The organism is Lacinutrix sp. Hel_I_90, from assembly GCF_000934685.1.
Taxonomy (GTDB): Bacteria; Bacteroidota; Bacteroidia; order Flavobacteriales; family Flavobacteriaceae; genus Lacinutrix.
Genome location: NZ_JYNQ01000001.1, coordinates 2004807 through 2029761, shown reverse-complemented (window position 1 = coordinate 2029761; position 24955 = coordinate 2004807). Strand labels below are relative to the sequence as shown.

The following is a 24955-nucleotide window of genomic DNA, read 5'->3' as shown; positions in this document are numbered from 1 at the left end:
GTTGAACCTTTTTAATGCAACAGGATTTTTTGTATTATTTTTTAATCGCTTATTTTTGGAATATGTACCAAAACATAAAAACGTATACAGTAGAACAGGCGACTAAAAAGTTAGAACACTACTGTGCTTATCAAGAGCGTTGTCATCAAGAGGTAAGGCAGAAGTTAAAAAACATGAATATGATAGCTGAAGCTACAGATGTTATCATTGTACACCTTTTAGAGCACAACTATCTTAATGAGGAACGCTTTGCCAAAACTTACGTTAGTGGTAAGTTTAGAATTAAAAAATGGGGACGACGGCGTCTTCTTATTGAATTAAAGAAGAAGGACATCTCTAAATTTAACATCAATCAGGCGTTTAAAGAAATTTCAGAAGATGAGTATATCGACGTTTTTAATGAGTTAGCCGAAAAAAAAGCCAATGCCATATTTGAAAGCAATAAACTAAAGAAGAAAAAGAAATTAATAGACTATTTATTATACCGTGGCTGGGAGTCGCATTTGGTCTACGAAAAGACCAATGAATTGATAAAATAACTTAAAAAGAAAAGCCTTTCAATTAGATATTGAAAGGCTTTTTAGTTTGTTTAAAAGTAGCATTACAGATTAAAAATAGCGCCAATATTTGCTACAAATTGATTGTGAATTTGTTCTGCCTCAGTTAAGTTGTCCGTATTGTATTTTGCAAAAGTTGTTCCTACTTCGCTATAAACACCAAAACCAGAAGTAAAAAGATAGCGTATACCAAAATGACCTCCAAAGTTTTTTAAGCCTAAACTCAAACCTGGATACACATCTAAGTTATCACTAATGTTTAAAACATTGCCTAAATTAGCATTAAATCGCCCTCTTAAATCGAAACGATCTACAAAATCTGCAGTTAAATCATTAGATAAATTTAAAGCATAGGCACTACTTATACCCAACGAAATGTTTTCACCCATACCGTAATCTAAACCAATGGTAATGCCCGTCGCATTTTCCTGTAAATTAGCTCCTACAAATAATTTTTTGTCATCCTTTCCTGTGAATGCTTGTGCATTTCCTAAATAAGCTGCTAGTAAAAATGCTATAAGGACTATTTTTTTCATTTTATTGTATGTATTTATTAGTATTTGTTATTGCTTTTTTGTTTTTCCAATCAATCCATTTTTGACCTTTTACACGGCGCATAATAGTATCTAAAGTACGCATAAAAAACAGGTTATAAATAGCATGACCTAATGTTTTTGGATGTCTTGCAACAGCACGAAGACTCATAGAGAACCCAGGTGTAATATAACGCATATAATGCCAATAGCCTTCTGGCATATATAAAACCTCCCCATGATTCAATTCGCACTCCCAGCCTTTTGCTTTTTCCAAAGCAGGCCATTTTTCAAAATCTGGATTTGCAAAATTAATATCTTCCCGTACTATTAATGAATAGGGGATTTTATACAAATAATTGTTTTGCTCTTGGTCGAATAAGATGCATTTTTTTTTACCTTCGAAATGGAAATGAAAAATATTCGCTAAATCAATATCATAATGCATGAAGGTGTGTGAATTGGATCCTCCAAAAAACAGCATGGGCAAACCTTTCATAAGTTTCAACCCAAAATCTGGAAAGGTAAAATCTTTTTGAAGTTGCGGGACTTCCTTTAAAACATTCCAAAGAAAAATCCTGAGTTTTGTAGGTTCACGCTTCAATAAATCGATATAATCACTCATCTTCATCTGCGCATGAGGCTCATTAAATCCGTCTTTGTAATTAACAGGCCTGTCGTCGTAAAGGGGTACAATTTTATCGCCAGCTATTTGTTTTATAAATTCTAAGTTCCATTTGGAATAGGCTGGCCAATCTTCTATAAATTGCTCAATAACCACAGGCTTTTGTGGTTTAAAATAATCGCGAATAAACACTTCTTTCGAAATTGTTTTTACTCTTGGTATATCTTGAAGATTCAATTTCAAAAAATTAGATGTTTTATACCGATAAAGTTAAGAAAAGGTTACGGAATTGAAGCTTTTATAATAATAATTTAACTATTTAGCTGTCTTCGCTTTTTGCTTTGCTTCCTCATTGCGCTCAATTTTATGTTCTGGTCTAGACCATTTAGGTTTTTCACCTAAAGCTTCAAATTGAGAATCTTTGGCTTCTACAGATTCTGGCTTCATTTTTTTAATGAATGGTTTCTGTGGATTCAATCCTAACATTTCAAACATTTTCATATCCTCATTGACATCAGGATTTGGTGTGGTTAAGAGCTTGTCTCCTGCAAAAATTGAGTTAGCACCTGCAAAGAAACAAATGGCTTGACCTTCGCGACTCATTTCTGTTCTACCAGCACTTAGCCGTACTTGGGTTTCTGGCATGATGATTCTAGTTGTAGCGACCATTCTAATCATATCCCAGATAGAGACTGGTTTTTCTTCTGCTAAAGGTGTGCCCTCAACAGGTACTAAAGCGTTTATAGGTACCGATTCTGGTTGCGGATTTAAAGTAGCTAAGGCAATAAGCATACCCGCTCGGTCTTCAATAGCTTCTCCCATGCCAATAATACCCCCAGAGCAAACGGTTACATTTGTTTTACGAACATTGTCAATCGTTTTTAAACGGTCTTCAAAACCACGTGTAGAGATAACTTCTTTATAATAGTCTTCAGAGGAATCTAAATTGTGGTTGTAGGCGTATAAACCAGCTTCAGCTAAACGCTGGGCTTGATTCTCTGTAATCATGCCTAAAGTACAACAGACTTCCATGTCCAATTTGTTAATGGTGCGCACCATTTCTAAAACCTGGTCAAACTCTGCGCCATCTTTAACATTACGCCAAGCAGCACCCATACAAACACGAGAACTTCCAGATGATTTTGCACGTAAAGCCTGCGCTTTCACTTGTTGAACACTCATTAAGTCATTGCCTTCAATGTCTGTGTGATATCTTGCAGCTTGTGGGCAATACCCACAATCCTCAGGACAACCTCCAGTTTTAATAGACAGTAATGTGCTTACCTGAACCGTGTTTGGATCGTGATGCAACCTATGTACCGTAGCCGCTTCGTAAAGCAATTCCATTAAAGGTTTGTTATAGATGTCTAAAATTTGTTCTTTAGTCCAATTGTGTTTTATCTCGCTCATAAAATCGTGTCTGTTTGTTGGATTCAAAAATAGTTATAACCATTTACATAAAATATTAAAATTTAAAATTTTACACATAATTTGTAATTCTGAAAACTTTAAAGACGTGCAGGTTTTGAATCTATTAAAATAGCATTTTTTATTGGGGTAATTACAAGTAATTAAATCTATATAGCAATTATAAATGCCTACAACCATTTAGATTCTGCCTGTGTTGCATCTAAAATGTCGATATTTAGTATTTGTGCAATTTCTCCAGCTACTTTAAAGGCATCGTCTTCATCTTTGGTTCTGTAGGCCGTAATTTTTTGATTTCTGTTATAAAATAAATTTAACTGAATGATATCACTTTTTACATTTGCTTCTGCTCCTAATGATCTTACAGTGTTTATTTCTGCAGTTTTAAAAACAGAAACATATTCGACGTCTGGTAGTGTTTTCCATTGACCAAAACGAAAACCAAATAAAGAATGAAAGGTTCTGTAGGTTTTAGAAGACAAATCTATTTCGGAACCGTCTGTATAGAAAAAGAAAACAGACATACCGCAAAGAATAAATCCATAAAAATGAAAGAGGAAAGAAAAGCCTAAGAGAAAGAATGATATACCAAAAGCCATTTTCATTATTGGTACTTTACGTTTGTATACTATTTTATTCATTTAATAAAAGTGTTAAAGATTTTAAAGAATTTTTTAGGCTCTTCTAAATAGGGGTTATGCCCGCTATTCTCGAACATTTCAAATTGCGCTTGTGGCATAAATTTTTTGTATTGTATTGCAAATTCTGGGGTTGAGACTCCATCATACCGCCCGGCAACGATTAATGTTTTTGCTTTTATGTTTTTTAATTCCTTTCGGTAATCTTGATGAATCATACTTCCTGATACGTCGAAGTCTCCATCTCTACCAATGATGGCCACATACACATCGTTGGCCCAACCACGGTGTTCTGTTTTTGGTGTGTTTTGTGTTAATTTAGTATTGTGATAGTAAATATATTTTGTTGGAAAACTACCGTAAACACTTGCTAGTTCTTTATCACTCGATAAATAGCCTAAAGCGCGAAGAGAGTCTACTTTGTGCCATTTTTCAGGAAAATGTGTTTTGGCATAGTGGTTATAGCTATCGCAATTGGCTTGCCACATCGTGCCACTATGAAAGCCGTTAATGAGTACCATTTTGGCTACATTATCTGGATATTTAATGGCGTAAGCTTGTGCAGGAACAGTGCCGTAGGAATGCCCTACTAATGCTATTTTTTCAAATTTAAGAAGGACTCTTAGTTTTTCAATCATTTCTAAATCATTCTCTACAGAATATTCTGATGGATTCTTGGCATCATCGCTCTTTCCCCGGCCCAACCAATCGAAAAAAACCACCGTATTCGTTTTGTAATACTGCCCAAAATTACCTTGCATATAATCGTGAGAATTTCCGGGTCCACCTGGTAGAAAAAAGATAGGATCTCCAGAGCCTTTAATTTCTACATTTATTTTATAGCCATCAATGTCGTAGAATTTAGATTCGAATTGCTCAAAAATAGCTGGATCTTGTTGTGTATTGTTGCAAGCTGTGACTAAAAACACAGTAATGTATAACATTTTAAGTAAAGGGTTCATAGGTGTATGGTTTCTTGTAAATAGGTCATAAAAAATCCGCTACGAGAGCGGATTTTAAAGGTCATTATGTCTTTTATTTTGAAGCTTTTTCTTCTACAACTTCTGCTTCAGCATCACCTTTTGGGTTCTTACCTTTTAAGTATTCTGGAAGCTCCATTCCTGCCATATTAAACATTTCTTGTAATGGTGGAACCGATTTGTACATTCCTGATAAGAAATTAGCTGTGGATGATTTTCCATCTTTTCCACCTCCATTTTCCCAAACAGTAACCTTATCAATTTTAATATTCTTAATCGCTTCAGACTGCATTCTTACTAATTCTGGTAATTTATCTGCGATTAATAATAAAACAGCGTCTTTAGAATTGTTTCCTGCAGCTTTAACAATTTGCTCCATACCGGCTGCTTGTTTCGTCAAAATTTCATATTGACCTTGTGCTTCAGCTTGTGCTTTAAATAATATGGCATCTGCTTCACCTTTTGCACGTCTTCTAATGCGTTCAGCTTCAGCTTCAGCATCAATCTCAACTTTACGTTTGTCAATTTCGGCAGGTACAATGATATCTGCCATTTGAGAAGAACGCTCTCTTTCTGCTCTTACCACTTCGGCTTCTTGCTCTGCAGCATAAGATTCTTGTAACGCTTTTGCCCCTTGCACTTTTTCTGAAGCAATAGCCACGCGTTCTGCTTCTGCTTCACGTTGACGACGCAGAGAATCTGAATTTGCTACAGCAATTTTCGCTGTGTTTTCACCTTCTACTGCTTGGGCATTGGCAGCGGCAACCTGGGTTCTTTCATCTTGAACCGCATTAGCTTCACCAATAGAACCGTCTCTGGTTTTTTCGGCTACAGACTTACGAGCGGCGTTAATAGCATGTGCAGCAGCTTCTTTACCTAAAGCTTCAATATAACCAGACTCGTCTACGATATCTGTTATGTTTACGTTGATTAATTTTAGCCCCACTTTTTTAAGTTCCGATTCTACACTTTGAGAAATGTTAGTTAGGAATTTATCACGGTCATTATTAATTTCTTCAATGTCCATAGAAGCCACAACTAAACGCAGTTGGCCAAAAATGATTTCTTGCGCTAATTCCTGAATATTACCTTGGTTAAGCCCCAGTAATCTTTCAGCAGCATTTTGCATAATACCAGGCTCTGTAGAAACACCAATGGTAAAACGTGAGGGTACGTTAACACGAATGTTTTGTTTAGATAAGGCGTTGACTAGGTTTACCTCTATTGAGATTGGCGTTAAATCTAAAAATTGGTAATCCTGAAATACAGGCACGATAAAGGCTGCACCCCCATGGATACATTTGGCAGATTGGCCGCCGCCAACTTTACCATAAACGACTAGTATTCTATCTGAAGGACAGCGTTTATAACGTCTGATTAAAATAATTAAAAATACAAAGACAAAAAGTATCGCAAAAATAATGGCGATAGGAAAGCCTAAATCAAAGCTTTGTTGTGTTAGGAGGTAGTTCATAAGTTTCTGTTTTAATGGGTTCTATAGGTTTTTTAGTTTCATTTACTATCAAAATACCGTTACTGGTGACCTCTATTACTTGTATGAGTGTTCCAGACTTTAGGTCGGTTAATGCGTCTGTAAGCGCTTCTAATTCTCTTAAAGAGCCTTGCACTCTAACGCTCACTTTACCCATTCTTGAGCGGTTGGCACCAATGGTTAAATAGACTTCGCCAATAGCATTGATGGCATTGTTGTAATTCAATGTGCCGCTATCGGTTAGTTTTTTCATGGCGTAAAACATGGCGGCCATAATAGCCATCATTAGTAAACCACAGCCAAAAGCGGTGATAACCGTTACTGGTTTAGAAAAACCAGCGTTGATTCCTGCAATACCAATCCATCCAAAAATGGTAAAAAAGCCAATAAGATTTTTAAATGTTATAAACTGAAATTCAATACCAATATCGGTTTCAAAGTCATCAAAATCGTCAGCACCTTCAATACCAGCAAAGGATGTAATAATTACAAAAACGAATATTAATGAGCTAATACCCGCAATAATCCAAAAGAATTGGGAAAAAGAATCTAAATCCGAAAACCATTCAGTCATAAGTAAAAGTTTTAAATTTATTGTTTAAATATACAGCTTCATTATTTTATTTTGAAAGTAAAATACTCACAGCATTACCTCCAAATCCTACAGCATTGACTAAGATGTTTTTTAGTTGTTTTGGTTGTTGCGTTTCAATATATGGAATAGTAATAAATTCCTGTTTTTGAAGCATTAAAATAGCCATTTCTATGCTTAACATACCAGAAGCGCCTAAGGTATGCCCAAGCTTCCACTTATTAGTAGTCAAACTTGGGGTAGTGTTACAAAAAATTGTTTTAATTGCATTAATTTCGGCAGTATCGCCCTTAATGGTGCCCGGTGTATGAGTCACAATGACATCAATTTCACTAGGATTTAAATCACCTAATGCCATAGCCATAGATTTTACAAAGCAAATTCCATTTGCAGAGAGAGAGACATTGTGTTCCAAAATTTCGGTGGCATAACCAATACCTGTAATTTTAGCTAGAGCGTTTGGTGTTTCTTCAGATTCTAAGCATGCCATGGCTGCACCTTCGCCTAAAACCATGGTGTTTTGTTTTTTATTACCATCTAAAGAACGACAGGGATAATGAGAGCCTTCACTTTGCTCTGCTTGCTTAGCATAAATCTTTAAAGCTTGCATTTGCGCAATAGTAAAAGGGGTTAAAGGCGCTTCGCTACCACCAACTAAAAATTTGTCGCATAGTCTAGCTTGTAACCAGGCGACACCGTTAAGCATGGCGTGAAGCGCAGTTGAACAGGTGATGGAGTGTGAAATTTCTGGACCTTGCGTTTGTAAATCGTGAGCAATCCAAGAGGATATATTACCTAAAGTAGTGGTTGGAGAACTCAAGGTTTTTGCGGTCTTGTTGTTTAAAAAATCTTCGTGATAGTTTTCAAATAGTTGTGTTGCACCTCGGGAAGATCCTATGTTTATACCGAAGTTATCTTGCGGTTTCCAACCTGCTTTTTCAATGGCTTCTCTGGCTGAATAGATGCCGAATAAAACTGAATCATCTAATGCTTTATATTTAGTGTCTGAAGCCTTAAGTTTTAAAATCTCTGCTTTGGCGTCTTTTGATAATTCGGAAACCAAATGACCGTTTTTTTTAGAAATGAAATGTCCTTCGCTCTTATAATTTTTCCAGATCTGTTCTGGGGTGTTTCCTAGTGCAGAAATAGAAGAAATAGCCGTAATATATATTGGTTTAAGCACAAAAAAAATATTTGAAGACAAAAGTAATGGATATGGTTTTTAAATCATATGATTTATGCTTGTAAAGCAGAATTATTTTGCTGAAATTGTAACAAGATTCCATTAGGGTGGACCTATTGGTAACAAATGTAATAATTATGGAAGTTGTACAAGAAAGAAGTTGGTTTAGCAGAAATTGGGGTTGGGTACTTGGCGGAGGCTGTTTGACGCTAATTGTTATTGTCGTCGTTATAGTAGGCGCCTTAGTTTATAAAGTTTCAGATGCCATCACGGGTTCTGAACCTTATAGTCATGCCTTTGCTATGGCCACAGAAAACGAAAAAGTGATTTCATTTTTAGGGGAACCTATCGAGACCAATGGCATGGGGAGTACAAGTTATGAGCATGTAAATGGGGCAAGTACTGCCGAATTAAGCATCCCAATAAAAGGCCCAAAGGGCGAAGGGGTAATTGTTGTTGCTGCCGAAAAAATAAACGATGCGTGGACCTATAATCTGTTATACGTAAAAATCGATGGTGAAACAGAAACCATAAATTTACAGGAATTAGAAGCGGAAGAAGGTTTAGACGATTTCTAGAACTTCTTCAATAACCTGATAGATTTTATCGAGTTGCGCCTCTGTAATGGTATAGGGTGCCTGAATGTAAATCGTTTCACCAAGTGGTCTTAAAAACACACCGTTTTCCATAAAGAAATTAAAGAGTTTGTAACGTAAATCGCCATAGCGTTCCATTTCAACATTTAAATCGAGGGCAAAAATAATGCCTTTTTGGCGTATTGATTTTACTTTTGAGTGGGTCTCAATATAGGCCCCAAAAACCCTATGTTTCTCTGTAATACGTTTAATATTTTGTTGAATGGTATCCGATTGTAATAACTCTAAACCTGCGATTGCCGCAGCGCAAGCCAAGGGGTTGGCAGAATAAGTATGGCAGTGAAATAAGCCCTTGCCTATATCGTCGCTATAAAAGGCATCGTAAATGGCTTGAGTACAAGAGGTAATGGACATGGGCATTAATCCAGCAGTTAAGGCTTTACTCATACAAATAACATCTGGTTTGGTTTCCATAAAATCTGAAGCGAAATGGCGTCCTGTTTTACCAAAACCAGTCATGACTTCATCGGCAACAGTAATAATCTTATTTGCTTTACAAAATTTTAAAATAGTATTTAAACCCTCTGCATCATGCATTTTCATCGCAGCTGCGCCTTGAACTAGTGGTTCATAAACAAAGCCAGCTACTTTATTGTTTTTGACGATAGCTTTTAAAGTTTCTAAGACTAGGCTTTGATTATTACCATTTGGGGTAGGAATACGCTTAACGTCGAGAAAGAAATCTTCAAAAGGACCATTATAAACAGATAACCCAGACACGCTCATTGCGCCAAAGGTATCCCCATGAAAACCGTCTTCGAAAGCGATTAAGGTATTGCGTTTTTCACCGGTATTAAAATGATATTGTAAGGCCATTTTAATGCCAATTTCTATACTGGTTGAGCCATTATCTCCAAAAAATATTTTTTCCTGATTTTCTGGTAAAATTTTAATGAGTTCTTCACTGAGTTTTACAGCTGGTTCGTGTGTAAAACCTGCGAAAACCACATGATCTAAAGTTTGCATTTGTTTATAAACCCGATTGGTGATAAACGGGTTACAATGCCCATACATACTGGAGTACCATGAGGCAATACCATCAATGTATTGGTTGCCGTCTTCATCAAACAAAATACAGTCTTTGGCTTTTACAATAGCCATAGTTTCTGGATGTAATTTGTGTTGTGTTAAGGGATGCCAGATGTGTTTTTGATCGCGTTGTTTTATTGTCATAGCTTTATTTCCGCATGGACGGAAATTTTATTAATTAAACTTCAGTTTTTGTCGCCACGAATTCACAATAGTTTAGTTAGCGAAGCGTGGAAAATACCCACTCAGAGTTTTTAATGGAAAAAGCCTCTATCAAGCTGCGCTTGCGCTCTTCAAGTTAAAAAATAGCTTAACTTGTTGCAGGTTCAAAATAACCCTTAGAACTTTTTTATAGTTGAGCGGAACTTAGCGGCATACTCTAAAATAACATTTTTATCAAAATAAGGTTCCTCTTCAATGCGACCAATAACAGGCACATTAGTCATTTTTTTAATAATATCTTCTGTGGTTTTATGCGCATTGCCACTAAAAACAATAGCGACTTCAAGGCCTTTTTGTTTTAGCAAATTTACGGTTAATAAGGTGTGATTAATGCTCCCTAAGTAATGTCGCGAAACCACGATAACTTTATAATGAGGCTGTATGATATCAATAATCGTCTGTTTAGTATTTAACGGCACTAATAATCCGCCAGCGCCTTCTATGACTAAGTGGTTTTTTGTTTTTGGCGCCGCTATTTTGTTTAAATTGATAGTGATACCATCAATTTCTGCAGCGGCATGCGGACTCATGGGTGTTTTTAATGCGTAAGCATTGTCGTGAAATTGTGATTTAGGGTTAGAAACCAATTGCTTTACTTTTTTGGTATCACAATGATCAAGTTCTCCTGCTTGAATGGGTTTCCAATAATCGGTTTCTAAAGCTTCAGTAATAATAGCCGATGCGATAGTTTTACCAACTTCAGTCGAAATGCCTGTTATAAAATAAGTATTCATTTAAAAAATAGTATTACAAACATTACAGCGGAATTTTGTTTTTTCAAAAAAAGGAAAGAGCATATAAAAAATGTTTTTCCGCGTGAGTTCTGCTATTAATATTTTGGTTGATTGGCAGTTTGGGCAAACAATAGCATCACCAGCGTTGTCTTTTTCATAAAGTCTGATTCTATTGTATATTTTTAAAGCGGCTTCAGCATCATCATTATAAACTAATAATTTAACACCTCCAATAGCTTGACTAATTAGAGGGTCGGAATCTATAGTTTTTTCATCTAATAACATGACGCGAATCCCTTCTGCTTCCAGTTTAGATTTGGTTATTTGCGCCTCAGAGGAATAGGGAAACGTCGTTAAAATCGTATAATTATCAATCATGAGATGGTATCATTTTAAACAAAGGTAGTGAGTAAGTTTAAAACTTGAGAGATTTCGTCTTTAGTATTATAAGCATGTAAGCAAAAACGCAAACGTTCTTTTTCTTTTGGAACCGTTGGTGATAAAATGGCCTTGACATCAAAGCCTTTATTTTGATAATGCTTTGCAATAGCTTTTACCGTTTCATTGCCTGGTATAATACAACATTGAATGGCTGAATGGCTTTCTATAAACTTTTTTTTAAGCTGAAGTCTTTCAATTTCAGATTTAAAAAACGAAATATTTTGATGGAGCTTTTCAATTTCTATAGTCTTTTTAAGGGTCTCATATGCCTGATGTATGGTTGCTAAGGCATGTGGAGGCAAACCTGTTGTGTAAATAAAGGGGCGTGAGAAATTCACTAAATATTGTTTTAATGTGTCGCTCCCTAAAATAGCCGCACCATGAGCCCCTAATGCCTTGCCGAAGGTTATAATTCTTGCGAAAGCCTCTGTTTTTTCTGTTTGAATTAATCCAGAACCATGAGTTCCAAAAACACCAACGGCATGTGCTTCGTCAACTATGAGATGGTAGTTATTTACCTTGCATAATTGCAATAATAATTTTAGATTTGGTGTATCGCCATCCATGGAGAAGACAGATTCTGTGACGATGTAAATCTCTGCTTCGTTAGCACTTCTCTCAACATTTCGGGAGCGTTCAGTCTGACATTTAGATTTTAAATCCGCTATATCGTTATGTTTAAACTTATACGCTTTAGCATTGCTCATTTTTATACCATCTCGAATGGAGGCATGAATGTATTCGTCGTAAAAAATAATATCCCCACGTTGCGGTACCGAAGAGAAAAATCCCAAATTTGCATCATAACCAGAGTTAAAAATCAGGGCTGCTTCACTGGTATGAAAGGCGCAAAGTTGCTGTTCTACGGTATTATACAATTGATGATTGCCAGAAAGTAAACGTGAACCGGTTGCGCCATTCTCTGCAATATTATTGTCTAATAAATAGTTGTGAGAAGCATTAAAAATAGCATCATTCTTAGAAAAACCTAAATAATCGTTAGATGCAAAATCCACCAGTTTATTTTGTACGTCTAATTTACGTAAGGCGTTTTCTGCTTCACGTTGATTTAGCTTGTCTTTAAGTTTTTTAGGTATCACAAACCAAAGGTACAAAGACCTCATAGGATTTGAAAACCTGTGAGGTCTAAAAGATTAATTTTATTCTTTTTTAATAAATAGTTATTGTTTATCAATAATTATTATATATTTGTTATCGTAAAACAATAATTTTAATGCCTTTAAACATGAAAAAACTCATTATATTAAAATCACTAGTAGACTTTATCTGGATTGTAACATGCATTCCTCTCATTCCGTTAACACTATTTATTTCAGTATATATGTTTTTCAACGATGAGGTACTCAAAGTATTTAATGTTCTTAATCAAGGCGTTATTATAACACCATGGTATTTAAAAGTTTTCGTATTATTAATTGCTCTACTTCTATTTGTTTCAATTTATAGTTTCTATTTATTTAGAAAAACCTTACGTTTTTTTCAAAAGCGGAAACCCTTGGATGATTTTGTGATTATCAACTATAAAAAAATCGGCAATTTGTTAATGGTTTCAGGTTGTTCAGGATCTCTTATCTCATTTGGCTTCCATTTGTTTTTAAAACAGCGTCTACAGCTTAATTTTGGTTTGGGTCCCTATTTATTTCTTGTTTGTTTAGGCCTATTCTTTCTGGTTTTAAGCGAGACATTTAAAGTAGCAAAAGAAGCTAAAGAAGAAAACGAATTAACCGTATAATTATGAAAAAAATAATAGCACTTCACTGGTTTATAATCCTTTTGATAATAGTTTATGTCATTCAATTTTTGGGGAACACCTATCTTACTATTTTTACTCCAGAATTTATGGATTTTTCTGATTCGTTTTATGATAAGTTTATTCTTGGTTACTACACGCAATTTGTCGCTTTAGGTTTTTCAGTTATAACCTTTGTCGCCTTATTTTTTGTACAAAAAGCTTTGCTTATCACTATTAAAAAAGGATTTTTTAATAAAGATAGCGCTGCAAAATTTAAAGTTGCTGGTAAACTATTTTTAGTCTCTGGTATTTTAAGTATGCTCTGGGACTTTATACTGCTTGTGTATTCAAAAGGAGAGCCCTATTTTATAACAGCTCTAAGCTCAGACTTTTTACTATTGTTAATTGGCTTTGGTCTGCTAATTGTTGCAGATTATATTAATAACGGTAATACCATTCAACAAGAAAATGAACTAACCATTTAACCCATGTCAATAATCGTAAATTTAGATGTGATGCTTGCCAAGCGCAAGATGAAAAGTAATGAGTTGGCAGATCTTGTTGGTATTACTACCGCGAATCTTTCTATTTTAAAAACGGGAAAGGCCAAGGCGATTCGGTTTTCCACCTTAGAAGCCATTTGTAAAGCATTAGAATGTCAACCCAGTGATATTTTAGAGTATATAGCCGATTAATTTTATATTTTTATATAAAATTAAAAGAGATGTCTTCTGAAATCACCTATCACAGAGCAAAAAGCATTGAAGAACTCAAGGCTATTTTAAAACTTCAGAAAGAAAACTTACGTGATTTAATTTCTGATGAGGTAAAACAGAAAGAAGGCTTCGTCACGTTGCGGCATGATTTTGACCTGTTGAAAAAAATGAATGATGCTTGTGGCCATTCCATAGCAAAATGCAACGGTGACGTTGTAGGCTATGCATTGTCCATGCTGCAGCAGTTTAAAAAGGATATCCCTTTATTAATCCCCATGTTTACTGAAATAGACAAAACTCTTAAAGTGCAAAACCTGACTATTAACTATATTGTTATGGGACAAATTTGTATTGCTAAAAGAGTTAGAGGCAAAGGCGTTTTTAGAGAATTGTACAATTATATGGCTGGCGAGCTTAAATATGATTTTGAGGCTATTATTACAGAAGTGGATACGAGTAACACCCGTTCTTCCAATGCGCATAAAGCCGTTGGTTTTAAAGTTTTAAAAAACTATACATCCAATAATCAACTTTGGGAAATTATTAGTTTGGAGATTTAAAACGTGTCTTAATGTCAAGTAATGATGTAATTAGAACAGTTATGTCTATCTTTAAAACTGGAAAAAAACACGTATTTATGATAACTCTCCATTCAGAAAGTTTAACTTTCTTCACTCCAGAACCCATTCCTGATGCGGCAGGGCATTTTTTTGATACCGGAATTTCGGCGGGTTTTCCTTCGCCGGCTGAAGATTTTCTAGGGCAACGACTCTCTTTAGACGAAGCCTTAGTAAAAAATAAAGAAACAACATTCTATGCTAAAGTTAGTGGACAATCTATGATTGGTGCTGGATTAGATGATACCGATTTATTAGTTATCGACCGTAGTTTAGAACCAGAAAACAACAAAATCGCAGTCTGTTTTCTAGATGGCGAGTTTACGGTAAAACGCTTAAGAGTCTCTAACGGAGAAGTATGGCTACAGCCAGAAAATCCAGAGTATCCTATTATTCATATTACAGAAGCTAATAACTTTTTAATTTGGGGCATTGTCACGAATGTGATTAAAAAGGTATAACTCTTTGCTCTATTCATAAATTTAAATTGACATCTATAAAACATGAAATTACTTTATTTCTTACTTATTATTATTTCCAACACTTTTGTTTTCGCTCAAAACACCAGGTATACCATAAGTTTCGAGAATGCAGTACACCATGAAGCAACTATTGCTGTTTTATATACAGATTTAAGTGATTCTACGCTTGTGGTACAAATGAGTAGAACCTCACCAGGGCGTTATGCCATTCACGATTTTGCTAAAAACGTGTATGCTGTAAAAGCACTTAATAGTAAAGGTGAGCCACTAAAGATAAAGCGTATTAACCCGCAAGCCTGGGAAATACAAAACCATGATGGCACTGTAAACCTTTCTTATACTTTATTTGCAGATAGGGCAGATGGTACCTACAGCCAAATAGACGAAACACACGCTCACCTTAATATTCCAGCGACATTTATGTACGCACCAGTATTAAGTGAAAAGACTATAGAAATCACCTTTGCGCCGAGGGTCGATTTGAATTGGAAAATTGCGACACAGTTACCACTAAAATCGGGAACCACTTATACTGCGCCAAATTTGCAGTATTTTATGGATAGCCCAACAGAATTGAGCAATTATAGTATGCGTCGCTTTAAAGTAAAAGAACAAGACATTGAATTCGTATTACATCATAAAGGTACAGACGAAGATTTAGACACTTATTTTGAAAAAGTGAAGAGAATAGTATTGGCAGAAGAAGCGGTTTATGGTGAATTACCAATATTCGATTACGGGAAGTATACTTTTTTAGCCTGTTATATTGGTCATGTTAGCGGTGACGGCATGGAGCATAGAAACTCTACCATTTTAACGGACAAAGAAGGTTTGGCCGAAGGCGGCATGGAAGGTAATATTGGTACGGTATCTCATGAGTTTTTTCACGCCTGGAATGTAGAGCGTATACGTCCTGTTTCTTTAGAGCCTTTCGATTTTGAAGCGGCTAATATGAGTGGTGCGCTTTGGTTTGCCGAAGGATTCACCAGTTATTACACCAATCTTATTTTGTGTAGAGCGGGACTCATCACTCCAGAACAGTATGTTTCAGGATTAAATGGTACGTTTAATTACGTTTGGAACTCCCCTGCACGACAGTTCTTTAATCCTATTGAAATGAGCTATCAGGCGCCCTTTGTTGATGCAGCATCGTCTATAGATCCTGTGAATCGTGACAATACTTTTATTTCTTATTATTCCTACGGAAGTGTTTTGGGTTTAGCATTAGACCTAGCATTGAGAGAGAAGGATTTGAATTTGGATGATTATATGAAGCGTGTTTGGCTTAGGTATGGTAAAACAGAAACGCCATACACGATTAAAAATCTTAATGACGTTTTAAATGACTATGCAGGTAAGGATTTTGGAGTGCACTTTTTTAATAATTACATCTATAAAAGTGAGATGCCTAATTATGCTGAACTATTTAAAACGGTAGGTTTACAAATAGAACAAGATTCTAAACCTATGTATACAGGAGCTTCATTTAACAAGAATACAGTGAGTAAATACCCTAAAATAGGGTCGCCAGCGTATCTTTCAGGATTAGAAAAGGGAGATGAAATACTAAGTGTTAATAATATAAAATTAAATGATACTCATACTATAGAAACGATCATTGATGAATCAAAAACGGCAATACTGCAGATTGAATACCTCAGACATGGTGAAACAAAAGCTACGGAGTTAAACTTAGTAGCGAATCCAAAATACACGATTAGTATGTTAGAGGAGATTACTAAAAAAGCAATGCAGAATCAAAAAGAGTGGTTAAAGCAATAAATAGAAAAGTAAAACAGAAGCCATTCGAAGGCTTAGCGAATATATAGTAAAACAAAAAAACGCGAAACTAAAAGTTTCGCGTTTTTTATTTATCTGTTATAAAAGACTAATCGGCTAGAATAATAACCTTATTATCTTTCATTTCTATTGTTCCAGAATTAATTTTCAGAGTTAATAGCTTTTTGTCATTATTACTTGGTACTACTTCAGTATGAAGGTCGTCTACAGTAAGTTGAGATTTTGTTTTAATTTTCACAAAACCTTGACCTAAAAGCGAAACGATAGCTGCGTGATTATTCAACAGTTGAAATTCACCATCTACACCTGGTACTATTACAGAGTCAACTTCATGAGCAAACAAAGTAGCTTCTGGTGATACGATTTCTAAATACATATATTATAGTTGTTTGTTATTAGTTTTTGGTTGTTGGCAAAACGAATAACCAACAACAATAAACCATAAACCAATTACGCTTCAGCTAACATTTTTTCGCCAGCTTCAATAGCTTCATCAATAGAGCCTTTAAGGTTAAAAGCAGCTTCTGGTAAGTGATCTAATTCACCGTCCATAATCATGTTAAACCCTTTAATGGTTTCTTTAATATCTACTAATACACCTTTAAGACCTGTAAATTGTTCAGCTACGTGGAATGGTTGCGATAAGAAACGCATCACACGACGTGCACGACCTACAGCCATTTTATCTTCTTCAGATAATTCCTCCATACCTAAGATGGCGATAATATCTTGTAATTCTTTATAGCGTTGTAACAACTCTTTTACGCGTTGTGCACAATTGTAGTGTTCATCACCTAAAATATCTGCTGTTAAAATTCTTGATGTAGAATCTAACGGGTCTACCGCTGGATAAATACCAAGCTCAGCAATTTTACGAGACAATACTGTTGTTGCATCTAAGTGTGCAAAGGTTGTTGCTGGAGCAGGATCTGTTAAATCATCTGCAGGTACGTAAACCGCTTGTACAGATGTAATAGACCCTCTTTTTGTTGAAGTAATACGCTCTTGCATCGCTCCCATCTCTGTTGCTAATGTTGGTTGGTAACCTACAGCAGAAGGCATACGCCCTAGTAATGCAGATACCTCAGAACCAGCTTGAGTAAAACGGAAGATGTTATCTACGAAGAAAAGTACGTCTTTTCCTTGTCCTTCACCAGCGCCATCACGGAAATATTCAGCGATAGTTAAACCAGATAAGGCAACACGCGCACGTGCTCCAGGAGGCTCATTCATTTGTCCGAAAACGAAAGTCGCTTTAGACTCTTTCATTATTTTTTTGTCCACTTTTTTAAGGTCCCATCCACCTTCTTCCATAGAATGCATAAAGTCATCACCATACTTGATAATTCCTGACTCTAGCATTTCACGAAGTAAATCGTTTCCTTCACGTGTTCTTTCTCCTACTCCTGCGAATACAGAAAGACCACCGTGACCTTTTGCAATATTGTTAATCAACTCTTGAATAAGTACTGTTTTACCTACTCCGGCACCACCAAATAATCCAATCTTACCACCTTTTGCGTAAGGCTCAATTAAATCGATGACTTTAATACCTGTGAATAAAACTTCTGTAGAGGTTGATAAATCTTCAAATTTTGGTGCTTGTCTGTGAATTGGTAAACCTGCATCACCAGCTTTAGGTAAATCACCTAAACCGTCAATAGCATCACCAATGACATTAAAAAGACGTCCGTAAACATCAGGACCAACTGGCATTTGAATTGGAGCACCAGTTGCGTGAACTTCTGTTCCTCTACTTAAACCATCAGACGAATCCATAGCGATAGTACGTACGGTATCTTCGCCAATGTGAGACTGTACTTCTAGTACTAAAAGAGAACCATCAGGTCTGTTAATTTCTAATGAATCGTAAATTTTTGGAAGTTCAGCACCAGCAGCGAATTCAACATCGATAACCGGACCTACTATTTGTGCAACTCTACCTGTAACTTTTGACATTACTTATCTATTTAATATTATGCTATTTAATTGTTTGAAAACACGATTTGTTTTCGCGTGCAAAGATAGGAGATTTAATTTAAAATGAAAGTTGTTTTTTAAGGTTTTTTGCGCATAAAAAACGCCTTCGTATAGAAGGCGTTTTTAAACATATAAATTTTGTTTTATTATTGTAATGAAGGCGAATATGTAACGCCGTAATCGTCAGCTTTTGCTACATTTCCAGAAGCTCTAAAGTTAGAACCGTAAGTAGTGTCAATAGCATCTAAGAAAGCATTAGCCATTAAAGCATAACCTCTAGCATTTAAATGAACACCGTCTAAACTTATTAGGCCACCAGTAACTAAGTTGGTGCTTAAATTATAGTTATCAAACTGAATACCCATTGTTGCTGCTTGCGCTAGAATACTGTTTAAATCAACTAAAGCTAAGCCATTGCTAGTAGCAGCAGCAGAAATTGATGCATTGTAAGCAGCTGTAGCATCAGCAATTTCTTGTTGTTCTTGTGGGGTTAATACAAAACTGTCTCCCATTGGTGATGAAACACCTAGGCCAGTTGGTATCTGTGAGGCAGCAGTAAGTGTAATTAAATCGGTACTTGTAGCTTGTCTTAAATTTACTAAAGCCGGGTTTAAGGCTGTTAAATCTCTTAAGTCTTCATCGATAATAACAAGAGCATTATCTTCAGCTTCAGCAAAAACAATCGTTCTCTGTGCTATTTCAGCATCAGCCATTTCTTGTGTTAGCGGTGTATTGGCTACTAAAAAAGCATAAGCTTGAACAATCCCCGCATTGTATGCTGCATAAGGACTGGCAGTATTTAAAAAGTTAGCTGTCGCTGCGTCTAAAGGAACAGGGTTATGAGCAACCGTTGTGAAAAAAGATAAACTAGTAATATCGGGTAAGTTTCCAATGGCTCCTTTTGCGCCGTTAGCTGTTAATCCTGTTACTAAAGTATTCAATGCAAAATCAAAAGTAGCAGTTGGAGTAATAGGGTTAGAGCCATCACCTCCAGAAGTAGCATAACCTAAAACGTCGTTTCCACCAACTTCACTTAAGGTGAAGAAAGTTGCATTTTGTGCTACAGCTAATTCTAACATTGAAGCATTAGGGGTTGAACCAGTCATGCGTATAGCATAAGGGTTTGCTGCTGCAGGAAAATTAGATAGATTACCGTATCCAGGAGCTATCATGTGAAAGCTTTTTGCGCCAGGAACACCAAAATTATTAAAAGGTCCTGTTGGGTTATTTAATGCAAAATCTGTTGTAGACATGGCAGACGGGTTAACGCTTTGTAACGGTACGGGACCTGCGCCTCCAAAAACTAATCTTTCTGTAAAAAGTCTTTGATTAGTTACTGGGTTTATTACAGGACTTCCTCCTAAAATAAGTCCGCCATAATTGTCATTCATAAGCGGTTGTGAAAACGTACCACCACCAACTTTAGCAAATTCTTTAGCCATAATGTTTGGGAAAGAATTTTCTTGACTAGCAATAAAAAGAGCATTATCAGTATATCCAGCAGTAAAAGAGGCTCCTACAGATACAAATGTAGAGAAATCAGCACTTCCAGCCGTTGCAACTTCTAAAGCAGGAGCAGGTTCTGGTGTTTCTAACATGTCTTCAAAATCACTTTCATCATTACAGGCGGTTAGCCCTAATGCGATGGCTAGCAGCCATAAGTATTTTATGTTTTTCATAATTTTTCTTTTTTATAAGTTGTTAATAGTAATACCAACATAGTACATAGACCCAATAAACCCAGTACCAAAAGCAGTAAAGTATTCTTGACCTCCTAAATTAGTTCCACCAGCTTTAAGTGTTGTTTTTAAACTAGGAATTTGGTAGTTTATTTGGGCATCTATAGTATGGTATTCTGGTACAATACCATTACCAAAAGTAGCTTCCCAGAAATAATCATCACTAAATCTATAAGCAACATTAAAACCAAAGTTTGTAAATAAGTCTGTGTTACCAAAAGACGCTTTGAATTTGTGTTCTGGTGTGTTAAAACTGGTCATTAAATCTGGATCACTTGACTGATCAAAATCCTGCTTAGTAAAGGTATAACTTCCACCTAAATCGAAATCTCCGAAAACCTTAGTAGATAAGCCTAAAGACGCACCATAAGACCCTACATCTGCACTGGAGTTTGTATAAGCACTATAGGTCTGGAAATCGCCGTTTGCTATAGCTTGAATAGATAAGCCGTTATCGCCAACAGTACCGTAGTAAGGAGAAATCACAACTTCTTGAGAGATGAAATCTTTGTATTGGTTGTAATATGCACTAAAGTCTACAATTAATTTATCAAAGCGACCTCTATACCCAACTTCTACTGAAGTTACTTGTTCTGGTTTTACTAAATCTGGGTTTGCAATAGCGTCAGCAGTCGTTAATAATGCAGGATTTCCTGTGTTAGCAAATTGTTGAACAGCAGAAGCAGAGTAAGAATTGTTATAGGCATTTGCACCTGTTTGAGTAACTGTAGAAGGTTGACCATAAGTGGTTTGACCTTCAGTGCTTACAGCAAAAGTTCTTGAATATCTTGCTAGGTTATCAGCCCCTGAACCAATTAAAATAGCACGGCCAGCATCTAAACCAATAAATAAATCTTGAGTGGTTGGGTTTCTAAAACCTGTTTGAACAGAAGCTCTAATGTTGTGGTCTCTATTTACTGTTAGGCCCGCCGATAATCTTGGTGATACAAAACCGTCGAATAATTCAGATTTGTCATAACGCGCAGAAGCTGTTATTTTTAACTCCATATCGTCAGTAACATCAAAATCTTTTTGAATTTGAGTATATACGCCTAATTCTGAATAGGTAATATTACCGTCTTTATCGGTATAAATCGTTCCACCAGAATTTAAATCGTAGCTTCTAAAAGAGGCTCCAACTTGAATATCTGCAAAGTCTGTTAAGTGACTAAAATTATAGTTTGCATCTGAATGGTAGTATTTCGAGGCATCCTGGAATTTAGAACCAGTACTTAAATCTGGATCGTTTACACTTCTATTGAATGCAGCTTTATATTCTGCTGATCCAGGTAAAAAACGCCCTGTATCTGCAACAGCTCTTGAAGCATCATGTTTTTGTTGCTCTGATAAGCCTTGTGGGTTACCACTTAGCTCAATACCTGCATAAGTAGCAATATATTCCTGAAACCATTGTGAATCACTTTTCCAGGCTCTGTTAATATTAATACCAGTGAATACCATATCGTATGAATCACCAGATTTATCGCCTACAACATAGCCTCTTAAGAAGAAGTTATCATTTTTTACTTCAAGTTTGTGCTGTTCTTGAAAAAAGCCTTTTATATTGTATCTGTTTGTGCCTTGGTAAATTGTTGTACCTGTCCCTACTTTACCAACGTAAGATAATTCTAAACTATTATCTTCAATAGGTCTAAAGTATAATCCCCAATCTGCTTTAATACTTTCTGCATTATAATTGGTTAAGTCGCGCTCGTTATATCCTGTTCTACTAACAACAACATCTGGAATGATTCCTAGACCTGAAGCCGCTCTAATATTTGTAGATACTTCATCTCCATAAACGTTAATACCGTCATAGTTAGTGTTTGCACGTGTTTTTGTAGGATCCGTTTTATCCACCTCACTTGTTGCTGCCCAATCGGTTCCTTTTAAGTAGCCAAAGTTTACTTTAGCAGCAAATTTATCTGAGAATTTATGAGCCATTCTAATACCAGCATCTGTGTATGCGTTATCGCCAGCTGCTTCTTGAGAAGTAATACCTTGCTTAAGGTAACCGCTAATACCAGCGTGATCAAATGGATTTTTACTTCTCATGAATAAAATACCGTTAAAGGCATTTGCGCCATATAAAGCAGAAGAGGCACCAGGCAGTAATTCTACACTTAATACATCTGTCTCAATCATCCCTACTAAATTCCCGATAGGGAAGTTTAAAGCTGGGGTAGAGTTGTCCATGCCATCTACTAACTGCATAAAACGCGTATTTGCAAAGGTTGCAAAACCACGGGTGTTCACAGATTTAAAGGTTAAACTGTTTGTGTTAACATCGACACCTTTAAGATTTTCTAACCCATCGTAGAAATCTGCAGAAGCCGTGTTTTTTATTTCTTTTAAACCGAAACGTTCAACCGTAACAGGGGATTCAAAAATACGTTCTGGTGTTCTAGATGCTGAAATAACAACTTCGTCAAGAATACTTCCTTCTTGAAGTACAAAGTCTAAGGTCTGACTGCTAGACGTAACATCCATGACTTCAGTCGAATAACCCACACTACTTGCTTGAACCGTAAACGGAGGTGTGCTGTCTGTTGTTATTGTAAAAGTCCCGTCGAAATCAGTGGTGTTTCCTGATGAGGTGCCAACGATAATAACATTTGCACCGGCAATTGGTCGCCCGGTATTATCCGCAACGGTTCCAGTCATTGTTGTTTGAGCGAATGTGATTCCGCAGAAAGCCAACAATACTATAGATAAAATTGTTTTCATTTTTTAGATTTAGTTAAATTATAGATGCCAATATACGGTTTTTAACCAAATCTTAAAAAAATCTTAAAGGAATTTATGCGTGCATAATAAATTTATGCCAAAAGAGAAGGCCTTATTTTATGAAAGTCGCATAGAATAAGGCCCAAAATTAAATTTATATGAATTAAAATGTGAAAAAAATATTACTCAACCGTAACAGATTTCGCTAAATTTCTTGGTTGGTCCACATTTCTATTCAAAAGAACAGCAATATGATACGATAATAGTTGAAGCGGGATAGTTGTTAATAGTGGTGTTAATGACTCGAGTGTTTCAGGAACTTCTATAATGTGATCTGCTAGCACTTTTACGTCGGTATCTCCTTCTGTTACGATAGCAATAATTTTTCCTTTTCTGGATTTTATTTCTTGAATATTACTTACTACTTTTTCATAGTGTCCTTTCTTTGTAGCGATAACAAAAACTGGCATATGTTCGTCAATTAGTGCAATAGGACCGTGTTTCATTTCTGCTGCAGGGTACCCTTCTGCATGGATATAGGAAATTTCTTTTAACTTTAAAGCGCCTTCAAGTGCTACTGGGAAATTATAACCTCTTCCTAAGTATAAACAGTTTTTAGCGTCTTTGTATATCTCAGCTACTTCTTTAATATGGCTATCAGAAAGTAGTGCTTTTTCAACTTTACCTGGGATTAGTTCTAGTTCGTATAAGTGATGCTGAAATTGAGATTTAGAAATTGTTCCTTTTTCTTTCGCTAGTTTTAAGGCGATTAGTGTTAAAACAGTTATTTGGGTAGTGAATGCTTTTGTAGAGGCTACTCCTATTTCAGGTCCAGCATGCGTATAAGCACCAGCATGAGTCTCTCTAGCAATAGAAGAACCAACAACATTACAAACACCAAAAACAAAAGCGCCTTTTGATTTTGCGAGCTTGACAGCCGCTAAAGTGTCTGCAGTTTCACCAGATTGTGAAATGGCGATAACCACATCTTTTTCTGAAATTACTGGATTTCTATATCTAAATTCAGAGGCGTATTCTACTTCAACAGGGATACGTGCTAAATCTTCAAAAATGTATTCTGCAACTAAACCAGCATGCCATGATGTACCACAGGCAATAATGATTATTCTGTTCGCATTCAAAATTCTTTCAAGATTATCATCAATCCCAGACATTTTGATAATGCCTTCTTTAACTCTTAAACGACCTCTGTACGTATCCTTAATAGCTTCTGGTTGTTCATGAATTTCTTTTAACATGAAATGTTCGTAACCACCTTTAACAATCTGTTCTAAGTTTAATTGGAGTTCTTGAATATATGGGTCTACTAAAGAATCATCTTTAATTTTTCTTATTTTCACACCCTTTCTTAAACTTATAATAGCCATTTCTTCATCTTCTAAATAGATGGCTTTCTTAGTATACTCTAAAAAAGGAGTTGCGTCGCTGGCAATAAAAAATTCGTCATTTCCAATACCAATAGCTAATGGGCTACCTAATTTTGCGACCACGATTTCATCTGGCTTATTTTTATCAAAAACGGCTATGGCATAAGCGCCAACTACTTGGTTTAATGCGATCTGAACTGCTTTTCCAAGTTTAACTTTTTCATTCTTTTTAACATCTTCAATAAGATTGATAAGTACTTCTGTATCTGTATCAGAACTAAAAGTATAGCCCCTGTTAATAAGCTCTTTCTTTATAGAGGCGTAGTTTTCTATAATGCCATTATGGATAATGACTAAATCTCCAGAGTTTGAGTAATGTGGGTGTGAATTAACATCGTTGGGAACACCGTGTGTTGCCCATCTGGTATGTCCAATACCAACCGCACCACTGGTTGTGATGTCTTTACTTATTTGTTCTTCTAAATCAGAAACTTTGCCTTTAGTTTTTGAAAGCTTTAAATTTTTACCATCATATAAAGCGATTCCAGCACTGTCATAACCACGATATTCCAGTCTTTTTAGTCCTTCCAAAATAATGGGATAAGCTTCTTTTTTGCCTATATATCCAACGATACCACACATA

General features: G+C 35.9%; 25 protein-coding genes. 8 read left to right on the top strand and 17 right to left on the bottom strand.

Translation table 11 applies throughout. The features are described 5' to 3' along the window. Positions 1-62 precede the first annotated feature (62 nt). Entirely contained in the window at positions 63-539 is a 477-nt protein-coding gene (locus GQ46_RS08990) for a regulatory protein RecX (RefSeq protein ID WP_044404814.1), read from the top strand. Positions 540-601: 62 nt separating this feature from the next. Here GQ46_RS08990 and GQ46_RS08985 read toward each other — a convergent pair whose 3' ends face one another. The 8 genes from GQ46_RS08985 to GQ46_RS08950 all read right to left on the bottom strand — a co-directional run bounded on the left by GQ46_RS08985 (position 602) and on the right by GQ46_RS08950 (position 8028). Next, on the bottom strand, positions 602-1093 hold the full coding sequence (locus GQ46_RS08985; protein WP_044400774.1) for a DUF6646 family protein: 492 nt from the start codon (positions 1091-1093) through the stop codon (positions 602-604). Position 1094: 1 nt separating this feature from the next. After that, complete coding sequence (locus GQ46_RS08980; protein WP_044400772.1) at positions 1095-1958, bottom strand: cupin-like domain-containing protein; 864 nt, start codon at positions 1956-1958, stop codon at positions 1095-1097. Between the two features lie 72 nt (positions 1959-2030). Beyond that, a complete protein-coding gene (bioB, locus tag GQ46_RS08975) occupies positions 2031-3125 on the bottom strand; it encodes a biotin synthase BioB (protein ID WP_044400769.1) in 1095 nt (364 codons plus the stop codon). A 188-nt stretch (positions 3126-3313) separates the two neighbouring features. Continuing rightward, positions 3314-3784: a hypothetical protein gene (locus tag GQ46_RS08970; RefSeq protein ID WP_044400766.1), complete on the bottom strand. Its 471-nt coding sequence runs from the start codon at positions 3782-3784 to the stop codon at positions 3314-3316. After that, a complete protein-coding gene (locus GQ46_RS08965) occupies positions 3781-4743 on the bottom strand; it encodes an alpha/beta fold hydrolase (RefSeq protein ID WP_044400763.1) in 963 nt (320 codons plus the stop codon). Before GQ46_RS08965 ends, GQ46_RS08970 begins: the two co-directional genes overlap by 4 nt. 73 nt (positions 4744-4816) lie before the next feature. Continuing rightward, on the bottom strand, positions 4817-6235 hold the full coding sequence (locus tag GQ46_RS08960) for a flotillin family protein (RefSeq protein WP_052503440.1): 1419 nt from the start codon (positions 6233-6235) through the stop codon (positions 4817-4819). Then, positions 6204-6827, bottom strand: a complete 624-nt coding sequence (locus GQ46_RS08955) for a hypothetical protein (RefSeq protein ID WP_044400760.1) — start codon at positions 6825-6827, stop codon at positions 6204-6206. Before GQ46_RS08955 ends, GQ46_RS08960 begins: the two co-directional genes overlap by 32 nt. 46 nt (positions 6828-6873) lie before the next feature. Beyond that, on the bottom strand, positions 6874-8028 hold the full coding sequence (locus GQ46_RS08950; protein ID WP_044404804.1) for a beta-ketoacyl synthase N-terminal-like domain-containing protein: 1155 nt from the start codon (positions 8026-8028) through the stop codon (positions 6874-6876). 137 nt (positions 8029-8165) lie between these two features. Here GQ46_RS08950 and GQ46_RS08945 point away from each other — a divergent pair, with 137 nt between their 5' ends. Further along, positions 8166-8606, top strand: coding sequence for a cytochrome c oxidase assembly factor Coa1 family protein (locus GQ46_RS08945; RefSeq protein ID WP_044404802.1), 441 nt, complete (start codon positions 8166-8168; stop codon positions 8604-8606). On the opposite strand, the gene bioA is transcribed toward GQ46_RS08945, so the two are convergent. The 4 genes from bioA to GQ46_RS08925 form a co-directional block, all read right to left on the bottom strand. Beyond that, positions 8592-9857 carry an adenosylmethionine--8-amino-7-oxononanoate transaminase gene (gene bioA / locus GQ46_RS08940; RefSeq protein WP_044400757.1) on the bottom strand — a complete coding sequence of 422 codons (1266 nt, stop codon included), beginning with the start codon at positions 9855-9857 and terminating at the stop codon, positions 8592-8594. The genes GQ46_RS08945 and bioA overlap by 15 nt on opposite strands. A 194-nt stretch (positions 9858-10051) precedes the next feature. Further along, the gene (gene bioD / locus GQ46_RS08935) at positions 10052-10669 is read right to left on the bottom strand and encodes a dethiobiotin synthase (protein WP_044400754.1); all 618 of its coding nucleotides are present in this window, start codon (positions 10667-10669) and stop codon (positions 10052-10054) included. Next, entirely contained in the window at positions 10670-11047 is a 378-nt protein-coding gene (locus GQ46_RS08930; RefSeq protein ID WP_044400751.1) for a putative signal transducing protein, read from the bottom strand. 14 nt (positions 11048-11061) lie between these two features. Then, positions 11062-12234, bottom strand: coding sequence for a pyridoxal phosphate-dependent aminotransferase family protein (locus tag GQ46_RS08925; protein WP_044400748.1), 1173 nt, complete (start codon positions 12232-12234; stop codon positions 11062-11064). Between the two features lie 122 nt (positions 12235-12356). On the opposite strand from GQ46_RS08925, the gene GQ46_RS08920 reads away from it, so the two are divergent. The 6 genes from GQ46_RS08920 to GQ46_RS08895 all read left to right on the top strand — a co-directional run bounded on the left by GQ46_RS08920 (position 12357) and on the right by GQ46_RS08895 (position 16460). Continuing rightward, entirely contained in the window at positions 12357-12863 is a 507-nt protein-coding gene (locus tag GQ46_RS08920) for a DUF2975 domain-containing protein (protein WP_044404797.1), read from the top strand. Positions 12864-12865: 2 nt separating this feature from the next. Then, positions 12866-13348: a DUF2975 domain-containing protein gene (locus tag GQ46_RS08915; protein ID WP_082041733.1), complete on the top strand. Its 483-nt coding sequence runs from the start codon at positions 12866-12868 to the stop codon at positions 13346-13348. A 3-nt stretch (positions 13349-13351) separates the two neighbouring features. Further along, positions 13352-13558 carry a helix-turn-helix transcriptional regulator gene (locus tag GQ46_RS08910; protein ID WP_044400739.1) on the top strand — a complete coding sequence of 69 codons (207 nt, stop codon included), beginning with the start codon at positions 13352-13354 and terminating at the stop codon, positions 13556-13558. Positions 13559-13587: 29 nt separating this feature from the next. Further along, a complete protein-coding gene (locus GQ46_RS08905) occupies positions 13588-14139 on the top strand; it encodes a GNAT family N-acetyltransferase (RefSeq protein ID WP_044400737.1) in 552 nt (183 codons plus the stop codon). Between the two features lie 77 nt (positions 14140-14216). Beyond that, on the top strand, positions 14217-14657 hold the full coding sequence (locus GQ46_RS08900) for a LexA family transcriptional regulator (protein ID WP_044404794.1): 441 nt from the start codon (positions 14217-14219) through the stop codon (positions 14655-14657). 42 nt (positions 14658-14699) lie between these two features. Beyond that, positions 14700-16460, top strand: a complete 1761-nt coding sequence (locus tag GQ46_RS08895; RefSeq protein ID WP_044400734.1) for a M61 family metallopeptidase — start codon at positions 14700-14702, stop codon at positions 16458-16460. A 106-nt stretch (positions 16461-16566) separates the two neighbouring features. Here GQ46_RS08895 and GQ46_RS08890 read toward each other — a convergent pair whose 3' ends face one another. From GQ46_RS08890 to glmS, 5 genes are all read right to left on the bottom strand, one after another. Further along, positions 16567-16854 carry a F0F1 ATP synthase subunit epsilon gene (locus GQ46_RS08890; RefSeq protein WP_044400731.1) on the bottom strand — a complete coding sequence of 96 codons (288 nt, stop codon included), beginning with the start codon at positions 16852-16854 and terminating at the stop codon, positions 16567-16569. A gap of 74 nt (positions 16855-16928) precedes the next feature. Next, on the bottom strand, positions 16929-18437 hold the full coding sequence (atpD, locus tag GQ46_RS08885; RefSeq protein WP_044400728.1) for a F0F1 ATP synthase subunit beta: 1509 nt from the start codon (positions 18435-18437) through the stop codon (positions 16929-16931). Between the two features lie 167 nt (positions 18438-18604). Further along, positions 18605-20137 (bottom strand): lipase, encoded by a 1533-nt coding sequence (locus GQ46_RS08880; RefSeq protein ID WP_044400725.1) that lies wholly within the window; start codon positions 20135-20137, stop codon positions 18605-18607. 12 nt (positions 20138-20149) lie between these two features. Then, a complete protein-coding gene (locus tag GQ46_RS08875; RefSeq protein WP_044400722.1) occupies positions 20150-22924 on the bottom strand; it encodes a TonB-dependent receptor domain-containing protein in 2775 nt (924 codons plus the stop codon). 182 nt (positions 22925-23106) lie between these two features. After that, positions 23107-24954, bottom strand: a complete 1848-nt coding sequence (gene glmS, locus GQ46_RS08870) for a glutamine--fructose-6-phosphate transaminase (isomerizing) (protein WP_044400719.1) — start codon at positions 24952-24954, stop codon at positions 23107-23109. Between the last annotated feature and the right edge of the window lies 1 nt (position 24955).

Coding starts and splice junctions, on each gene's coding strand:
- GQ46_RS08880 (WP_044400725.1), bottom strand. CDS start 20,137: ATGAAAAACATAAAATACTTATGGCTGCTAGCCATCGCATTAGGGCTA.
- GQ46_RS08875 (WP_044400722.1), bottom strand. CDS start 22,924: ATGAAAACAATTTTATCTATAGTATTGTTGGCTTTCTGCGGAATCACA.
- GQ46_RS08900 (WP_044404794.1), top strand. CDS start 14,217: ATGATAACTCTCCATTCAGAAAGTTTAACTTTCTTCACTCCAGAACCC.
- bioB (WP_044400769.1), bottom strand. CDS start 3,125: ATGAGCGAGATAAAACACAATTGGACTAAAGAACAAATTTTAGACATC.
- GQ46_RS08990 (WP_044404814.1), top strand. CDS start 63: ATGTACCAAAACATAAAAACGTATACAGTAGAACAGGCGACTAAAAAG.
- bioA (WP_044400757.1), bottom strand. CDS start 9,857: ATGACAATAAAACAACGCGATCAAAAACACATCTGGCATCCCTTAACA.
- GQ46_RS08890 (WP_044400731.1), bottom strand. CDS start 16,854: ATGTATTTAGAAATCGTATCACCAGAAGCTACTTTGTTTGCTCATGAA.
- GQ46_RS08905 (WP_044400737.1), top strand. CDS start 13,588: ATGTCTTCTGAAATCACCTATCACAGAGCAAAAAGCATTGAAGAACTC.
- GQ46_RS08960 (WP_052503440.1), bottom strand. CDS start 6,235: ATGAACTACCTCCTAACACAACAAAGCTTTGATTTAGGCTTTCCTATC.
- GQ46_RS08985 (WP_044400774.1), bottom strand. CDS start 1,093: ATGAAAAAAATAGTCCTTATAGCATTTTTACTAGCAGCTTATTTAGGA.
- GQ46_RS08920 (WP_044404797.1), top strand. CDS start 12,357: ATGAAAAAACTCATTATATTAAAATCACTAGTAGACTTTATCTGGATT.
- atpD (WP_044400728.1), bottom strand. CDS start 18,437: ATGTCAAAAGTTACAGGTAGAGTTGCACAAATAGTAGGTCCGGTTATC.
- GQ46_RS08925 (WP_044400748.1), bottom strand. CDS start 12,234: ATGAGGTCTTTGTACCTTTGGTTTGTGATACCTAAAAAACTTAAAGAC.
- GQ46_RS08915 (WP_082041733.1), top strand. CDS start 12,866: ATGAAAAAAATAATAGCACTTCACTGGTTTATAATCCTTTTGATAATA.
- GQ46_RS08945 (WP_044404802.1), top strand. CDS start 8,166: ATGGAAGTTGTACAAGAAAGAAGTTGGTTTAGCAGAAATTGGGGTTGG.
- GQ46_RS08930 (WP_044400751.1), bottom strand. CDS start 11,047: ATGATTGATAATTATACGATTTTAACGACGTTTCCCTATTCCTCTGAG.
- glmS (WP_044400719.1), bottom strand. CDS start 24,954: ATGTGTGGTATCGTTGGATATATAGGCAAAAAAGAAGCTTATCCCATT.
- GQ46_RS08895 (WP_044400734.1), top strand. CDS start 14,700: ATGAAATTACTTTATTTCTTACTTATTATTATTTCCAACACTTTTGTT.
- GQ46_RS08910 (WP_044400739.1), top strand. CDS start 13,352: ATGTCAATAATCGTAAATTTAGATGTGATGCTTGCCAAGCGCAAGATG.
- GQ46_RS08955 (WP_044400760.1), bottom strand. CDS start 6,827: ATGACTGAATGGTTTTCGGATTTAGATTCTTTTTCCCAATTCTTTTGG.
- GQ46_RS08970 (WP_044400766.1), bottom strand. CDS start 3,784: ATGAATAAAATAGTATACAAACGTAAAGTACCAATAATGAAAATGGCT.
- GQ46_RS08965 (WP_044400763.1), bottom strand. CDS start 4,743: ATGAACCCTTTACTTAAAATGTTATACATTACTGTGTTTTTAGTCACA.
- bioD (WP_044400754.1), bottom strand. CDS start 10,669: ATGAATACTTATTTTATAACAGGCATTTCGACTGAAGTTGGTAAAACT.